This is a genomic window from Micromonospora sp. D75 (assembly GCF_018070405.1).
Taxonomy (GTDB): domain Bacteria; phylum Actinomycetota; class Actinomycetes; order Mycobacteriales; family Micromonosporaceae; genus Micromonospora; species Micromonospora chalcea.
The window spans coordinates 1-5,684 of the sequence record NZ_JAGPXV010000386.1; the positions used below are offsets into that span (position 1 = coordinate 1).

The window sequence follows — 5,684 nt, forward strand, 5'->3', positions numbered from 1 at the left end:
GCGCAGCCGCGCCGCCCGGTCCGCCGCCCGGCCGGCACCGAGGCGCCCGACGACGCGCGGGTCTTCGGCGGCAGCGACGACGGCGAGGCGCGCAGCGAGGTGTTCGTGGGCCGCGAGGACCACGCCGAGGCGCGTCGCTGACCCCGTACCCCCGATCGGGGACCCCGGCTGCCCACGGCGCCGGGGGTTCCCGCGTTCGGGCGGCTTTCCGGCCGGACGGGTTTGGCCGGACGGTTGCGGGGGACGTGGTGCGCACGCCCCGGACCCGGCGCTCACGGCGCCGGGTTCCGGCGGCGCGCGGCCGGGCGGACCGGCCGCGCCGCGCAGGATTGACGGGCGGCGACTCCGGGCATACAGCGCGGTGATGACGAAAGGAGGACAGCATGGCTGACGTCGCGAGTCGCAGCACGTCCCGGACCGGGAACGAGCCGTCCACCGCGGAACTGGTCCAGCGCGCCACCGAGCAGGTCACCCGTCTGGTACGGGACGAGCTGGCGCTGGCCCGGGCGGAACTGACCCAGAAGGGCAAGCACGCCGGGATCGGGATCGGTCTGTTCGGCGGCGGCGGGGTGATGGCGCTCTACGGCGCCGGCGCCCTGGTCGCCACCGTGATCCTGCTGCTGGCGCTGGTCATGCCGGCGTGGCTGGCGGCCCTGATCGTGGCGGTGGCGTTGTTCCTGCTCGCCGGGATCCTGGCGCTCGTGGGCAAGAAGCAGGTCAGCCGTGCCGTCCCGCCGGTGCCCGAGGCGGCCGTCCGTAGCGTGCGGGCGGACGTCGACACGGTCACCGCCGCGGTGAAGGACGGGAGACGGGCATGACCGGCAACGGAACCGGGGACGTGGCGGCGCTCCGGGAGGAGATCCGCCGGACCCGGGTGGAACTCGGTGAGACGATGGAGCTGCTCGCGGCCAGGGCCGACCCGAAGGCGCTGGTGCGGCACTCCGCCGAGGCGGCGAAGGCGCGGATGCGCGAGCAGGCGTCGCTGACCGCGGCCCGGGTGCGCGGGCGGGCGGCGGAGCGGGCCCGGCTGGTCCGGGCACAGGCGTACGAGAAGGGTGAGGCGGTCGGGCGCAACCCGTTGCCGTGGGCGGCCGTCGCGGCCGGGGCCCTGGTGACGGTGGTGGTGCTGGCGATCGTCCGAGGGAGGCGCAGGTGAGCGGGAAGATCGGCAAAGCGGCGTACAAACCGGTGGGGGTGCTGCTCGGCCTGGCCGCCGGTACCGTCGCCGGCGTGATCTTCCGCCAGGTCTGGAAGTTGACAGCGGGCGACGGCGAGGCGCCGAGCGCCACCGACGAGGACCGCCGCTGGGGCGAGGTGCTCGCCGCCGCAGCGCTGCAGGGCGCCATCTTCTCGGTGGTGCGGGCCGCCGTCTACCGAGGTGGAGCGGTGGGCGTGCGCCGGTTGACCGGTCGCTGGCCGGACTGACGAAAGGCCGGAAAGGCCCCTTTCCCGAGCGCGGGAAAGGGGCCTTTCGCATGGCTCCGGCGGGGCCGCGCAGCGGCGTCGGCGCGACCTTCAGGTCACATGTCGGAGAATTTCGTCCGCTAGGCTGTGCGAAGTTTTTGCGTACGTGGTTTGCTGTCTCACGCTGTTGAGAGACGCGTGGGTTGAGAGAAGTCTCCGGTACTGGGGGCCGCCTCAGGCGCCGCTGCTCGAAAACGGCCAATCGGCCGCACGGCGTGCTCGGCCGCCAGTTTTAGAAGGAGATACACATGGCGCAGGGAACCGTGAAGTGGTTCAACGCTGACAAGGGCTTCGGCTTCATCACCGTCGACGGCGGGGGTGCTGACGTGTTCGTCCACTTCTCGGCCATCCAGACCAGCGGCTACCGCACGCTGGAGGAGAACCAGCGGGTGGAGTTCGAGATCGCCCAGGGTCAGAAGGGTCCGCAGGCCGAGCAGGTCCGCCCCATCTGAGCTGACCGCACCGGCCGCGCCGGCCGGTGCCGGAAGCCCCGCATCCCGTACGGGAGGCGGGGCTTCGCCTTGCCCGGCGCCTCAGCGGCGGGCACGCATGCCCCACCACAGCCCGACGAGTCCGATCAGGATCAGCACCGCGCCCACGTACGCCCAGAGCCGCTCGTCGCTCAGCGCGCTGCCCTCGACATACCCGAGCCCGAGCACCGTCCACAGCGCACCCAGCACCACGGCGAGCAGCCCCACTGTGAGCCGGAACCAGCCCCTCATCGTTCCCCCTCCGACGACGACAGTTCCGCTCCAGCATGCCCGGCGGCGCGGGCGGCCGGCGACGCCGCGCCGACCGGCCGGCTCACCACCGGTCGTGCACCTGCGGGCGGATCAGCTCGTCGTAGGCGGCCCGCACCGCGGCCAGTTCCACGTCGGTCAGTGCCGGCTGGCCGGCTGCCTCCGCGTTGCGCCGCGCCTGCTCGGGGGAGCGGGCGCCGGGGATCACCACCGTCACGCCCGGCTGGTCGAGGATCCAGCGCAGCGCGAACTGCGCCATCGTGCGGTCGTCGCCGACCAGCGGGGCGAGCCGGCGCACCGCGGCCAGGCCCAGGTCGTAGTCGACGCCGGAGAACGTCTCGCCGACGTCGAACGACTCACCGTGCCGGTTGAACGTGCGGTGGTCGTCCGCCGGGAACGTGGTGTTCTCGTCGTAGCGGCCGGAGAGCAGGCCGCTGGCCAGCGGCACCCGGGCGATGATCCCGACCCCGGCGGCAGCGGCGGCGGGCAGCACCTGCTCCAGCGGCTTGTGCCGGACCGCGTTGAGGATGATCTGCACGCTCGCCACCCCGGGCCGGGCGATGGCGGTGAGCGCCTGGTCGCAGGTCTCCACGCTGACGCCGTACCCGGCCACGCGCTCCTCGGCGACGAGCGTGTCGAGGGCGTCGAAGACCCGGTCGTCGGCGAAGACGGCGGTGGGCGGGCAGTGCAACTGCACCAGGTCGAGCGTGTCGACGCCGAGGTTGGCGCGGGATCTGTCGGTCCAGGCCCGGAAGTTGTCGAGTGTGTACGCCTCCGGCGTCTGCTCCACCCGTCGGCCCATCTTGGTGGCCACGGTGAGCCCGTGTCCGGGGCGGGAGCGCAGGAACCGGCCGATCAGCGCCTCGCTGCGGCCGTCGCCGTAGACGTCGGCGGTGTCCAGGAAGGTGACGCCCGCGTCGACGGCCGCGGCGAGCACGGCGAGCGCCGCGTCCTCGCTGACCTCGCCCCAGTCCGCGCCGAGCTGCCACGCGCCGAGTCCGATGATGCCGACGTGCCGGCCGAGCCGGTCGAAGCTGCGCTGTTCCACCCGGCCGAGCCTAGTGAGCCGCTTGCCGTGGCGCGCGGCGGGCCGTACGGTCTAACAAGACGTACGTACGGTTTGGAGGCTGTCATGTGGGATCCGCGCACCTACCTGCGCTACGGCGACGAGCGCTCCCGGCCGTTCCACGACCTGCTGGCCCGCGTCGGCGCCGAGTACCCGCGTGCCGTGGTCGACCTCGGCTGCGGCCCCGGCACGCTCACCGCCACGCTCGCCGGCCGCTGGCCCGGCAGCCGCGTCACCGGCCTGGACTCCTCCCCGGAGATGATCGCCCGGGCGAGCGCCGAGAGCGGACCGGTCGGCTACGCCGTCGGCGACGTCCGCGACTGGCGGCCCGAGCCCGACGTCGACGTGCTGGTCGGCAACGCCGTGCTCCAGTGGGTGCCGGAGCACCGCGACCTGCTCCGCCGCTGGGCGCACGCACTGCCGGCGGGCGCCTGGATGGCGTTCCAGGTGCCGGGCAACTTCGACGCGCCGTCGCACCGGCTGCTGCGCTCCGTCGCCGCGCGGGAACCGTGGCGCGACGCGGTCGCCGGCAAGCTGCGCGAGGCGCCGGTCGACGAACCCGTCGGCTACGCCACGCTGCTGACCGGCGTGGGCTGCGCGGTCGACGCCTGGGAGACTACGTACGTGCATCTGCTGCCCGCCACCGGCGCCGACCACCCGGTGCTGGCCTGGATGGAGGGCACCGCGCTGCGCCCGGTCCGCGCCGCGCTGGACGCCGCCGGCTGGGCCGCCTTCCGCGCCGAGCTGGGGGTACGGCTCGCGCAGGCGTACCCGGTGCGGCAGGGTCAGGTGTACTTCCCGTTCCGCCGGATCTTCATGGTGGCCCGCACCGGCGCCCGCGCAGAGGAGAACTCGTGACCGACCTGCCCACCTTCATCGCCGGACTACCAAAGGTGGAGCTGCACGTGCACCACGTCGGCTCCGCCTCGCCCCGGATCGTCGCCGAGCTGGCCGCCCGGCACGAGGGGCGCAGCCCGGTGCCGGCCGACCCGGAGGCGCTCGCCGACTACTTCGCGTTCCGCGACTTCGCCCACTTCATCGAGGTCTACCTCAGCGTGGTGGACCTCATCCGCGACGCCGACGACGTCTGGCTGCTCACCCACGAGGTCGCCCGGGAACTGGCCCGCCAGCAGGTCCGGTACGCCGAGCTGACCGTCACGCCGTACTCGCACGTGAACCGGGGCATCCCGGCGCCGGCGTTCTGCGAGGCCATCGAGGACGCCCGCAAACGCGCCGAGGCCGACTTCGGCATCGCGCTGCGCTGGTGCTTCGACATCCCCGGCGAGGCCGGCCTGCCCGCCGCCGAGCAGACGCTGCGGATCGCGCTCGACGAACGACCCGACGGGCTGATCAGCTTCGGCCTCGGCGGCCCCGAGATCGGCGTGCCCCGGCCGCAGTTCAAGCCGTACTTCGACCAGGCGCGGGCGGCCGGGCTGCGCTCGGTGCCGCACGCCGGCGAGACCACCGGCCCGGAGACGATCTGGGACGCGCTGCGCGAACTGGGCGCCGAGCGGATCGGCCACGGCATCTCCGCCGTGCAGGACCCGGCGCTGCTGACCTACCTGGCCGAGCGGCGGATCCCGCTGGAGATCTCCCCGACCTCCAACGTGCGCACCCGGGCCGTGCCGAGCATCGACGCGCACCCGCTGCCCCGGATCGTCGAGGCCGGCGTGCCGGTCAGCATCAACTCCGACGACCCGCCGATGTTCGGCACCACGCTCAACGACGAGTACGCGGTGGCCGCCCGGCTGCTGCGACTCGGCCCGGACGGCGTCGCCGCGCTGGCCCGCGACGCGGTGGCCGCTGCGTTCCTGCCCCCGGCCGAGCAGGCCCGGATCAGCGCCGAGATCGACGCGTACCGGGTGAGCGCGGCACGCTGAGCGGCCGTACCGGCGTCGGCCGCCGGGAGCCCCGGGGCGGCCGGCGCCGCGCGGTCAGCATCACCCCGGCCAGGGCCAGCGCGGACAGCGCGGCGGCCGGACCTGACGCGACAGCCGCCGGCCGGACCGGGCCGTGGGCGAGCACCGGGTCCTGCCAGAAGGCGAGCGTGAGGGCGATGCCCAGGCCGATCACGGCGGCCCAGCGGAGCAGACGGCCGACGGTCGGCGTCATGACGGTCACCTCGCCCGGAACGACGGGAGAGCGCGCGACGGGAGCGAGGTGTGGGGGGACCGAACTCCCGCCGCGCGCACCGATCCGTCGGCCGAAAGGTGTTACGGGGCGTCCCGGCCGACGGAACTGATGGGTTCTGTCGGTAATCCTGGCAGTTCACGGCGGTTTCCCGGCCGTCGTTAAACCACCTTTAAGGAGAACTTGCGCCGGCCCACAGTCAAGGCGTCAGCGCGGACGCGGCCAGCGCCGCCCGGCACGCGGCTCGCGGGCGTCCCGGGCCATCCGTCCGACCAGCCCGAACC

The 5,684-nt window shown here is 74.0% G+C and carries 9 protein-coding genes and 1 pseudogene; 7 read left to right on the plus strand and 3 right to left on the minus strand.

Translation table 11 applies throughout. From position 1 onward, the window contains the following. From KBX39_RS33455 to KBX39_RS21145, 5 genes and pseudogenes are all read left to right on the plus strand, one after another. Positions 1-141: pseudogene (locus tag KBX39_RS33455) on the plus strand (mechanosensitive ion channel family protein); the annotation flags it as partial. Positions 142-383: 242 nt separating this feature from the next. Beyond that, positions 384-818 (plus strand): phage holin family protein, encoded by a 435-nt coding sequence (locus tag KBX39_RS21130; RefSeq protein ID WP_043325014.1) that lies wholly within the window; start codon positions 384-386, stop codon positions 816-818. Beyond that, entirely contained in the window at positions 815-1,156 is a 342-nt protein-coding gene (locus KBX39_RS21135) for a DUF3618 domain-containing protein (RefSeq protein WP_043325013.1), read from the plus strand. The genes KBX39_RS21130 and KBX39_RS21135 overlap by 4 nt, the downstream gene beginning before the upstream one ends. Continuing rightward, the gene (locus KBX39_RS21140; protein WP_210872124.1) at positions 1,153-1,425 is read left to right on the plus strand and encodes a DUF4235 domain-containing protein; all 273 of its coding nucleotides are present in this window, start codon (positions 1,153-1,155) and stop codon (positions 1,423-1,425) included. The genes KBX39_RS21135 and KBX39_RS21140 overlap by 4 nt, the downstream gene beginning before the upstream one ends. A gap of 287 nt (positions 1,426-1,712) precedes the next feature. Continuing rightward, complete coding sequence (locus KBX39_RS21145) at positions 1,713-1,916, plus strand: cold-shock protein (RefSeq protein ID WP_007075740.1); 204 nt, start codon at positions 1,713-1,715, stop codon at positions 1,914-1,916. 81 nt (positions 1,917-1,997) lie between these two features. Here the strand turns inward: KBX39_RS21145 and KBX39_RS21150 are convergent, their stop codons facing one another. Together KBX39_RS21150 and KBX39_RS21155 are read right to left on the minus strand one after the other, a co-directional pair. Beyond that, positions 1,998-2,186, minus strand: a complete 189-nt coding sequence (locus KBX39_RS21150) for a hypothetical protein (RefSeq protein ID WP_043325011.1) — start codon at positions 2,184-2,186, stop codon at positions 1,998-2,000. 82 nt (positions 2,187-2,268) lie between these two features. Beyond that, complete coding sequence (locus KBX39_RS21155; RefSeq protein ID WP_043325010.1) at positions 2,269-3,252, minus strand: aldo/keto reductase; 984 nt, start codon at positions 3,250-3,252, stop codon at positions 2,269-2,271. 84 nt (positions 3,253-3,336) lie between these two features. Here KBX39_RS21155 and KBX39_RS21160 point away from each other — a divergent pair, with 84 nt between their 5' ends. Continuing rightward, a complete protein-coding gene (locus KBX39_RS21160) occupies positions 3,337-4,128 on the plus strand; it encodes a trans-aconitate 2-methyltransferase (RefSeq protein WP_113973166.1) in 792 nt (263 codons plus the stop codon). Next, positions 4,125-5,150: an adenosine deaminase gene (locus KBX39_RS21165; RefSeq protein ID WP_064448740.1), complete on the plus strand. Its 1,026-nt coding sequence runs from the start codon at positions 4,125-4,127 to the stop codon at positions 5,148-5,150. Before KBX39_RS21160 ends, KBX39_RS21165 begins: the two co-directional genes overlap by 4 nt. Here the strand turns inward: KBX39_RS21165 and KBX39_RS21170 are convergent. Beyond that, positions 5,107-5,382, minus strand: coding sequence for a hypothetical protein (locus KBX39_RS21170; protein ID WP_113973165.1), 276 nt, complete (start codon positions 5,380-5,382; stop codon positions 5,107-5,109). The genes KBX39_RS21165 and KBX39_RS21170 overlap by 44 nt on opposite strands. Between the last annotated feature and the right edge of the window lie 302 nt (positions 5,383-5,684).

Excerpts from the sequence above, each read along its gene's own strand:
- KBX39_RS21160 (WP_113973166.1), top strand. The coding sequence starts at position 3,337 with ATGTGGGATCCGCGCACCTACCTGCGCTACGGCGACGAGCGCTCCCGG.
- KBX39_RS21145 (WP_007075740.1), top strand. The coding sequence starts at position 1,713 with ATGGCGCAGGGAACCGTGAAGTGGTTCAACGCTGACAAGGGCTTCGGC.
- KBX39_RS21170 (WP_113973165.1), bottom strand. The coding sequence starts at position 5,382 with ATGACGCCGACCGTCGGCCGTCTGCTCCGCTGGGCCGCCGTGATCGGC.
- KBX39_RS21135 (WP_043325013.1), top strand. The coding sequence starts at position 815 with ATGACCGGCAACGGAACCGGGGACGTGGCGGCGCTCCGGGAGGAGATC.
- KBX39_RS21150 (WP_043325011.1), bottom strand. The coding sequence starts at position 2,186 with ATGAGGGGCTGGTTCCGGCTCACAGTGGGGCTGCTCGCCGTGGTGCTG.
- KBX39_RS21130 (WP_043325014.1), top strand. The coding sequence starts at position 384 with ATGGCTGACGTCGCGAGTCGCAGCACGTCCCGGACCGGGAACGAGCCG.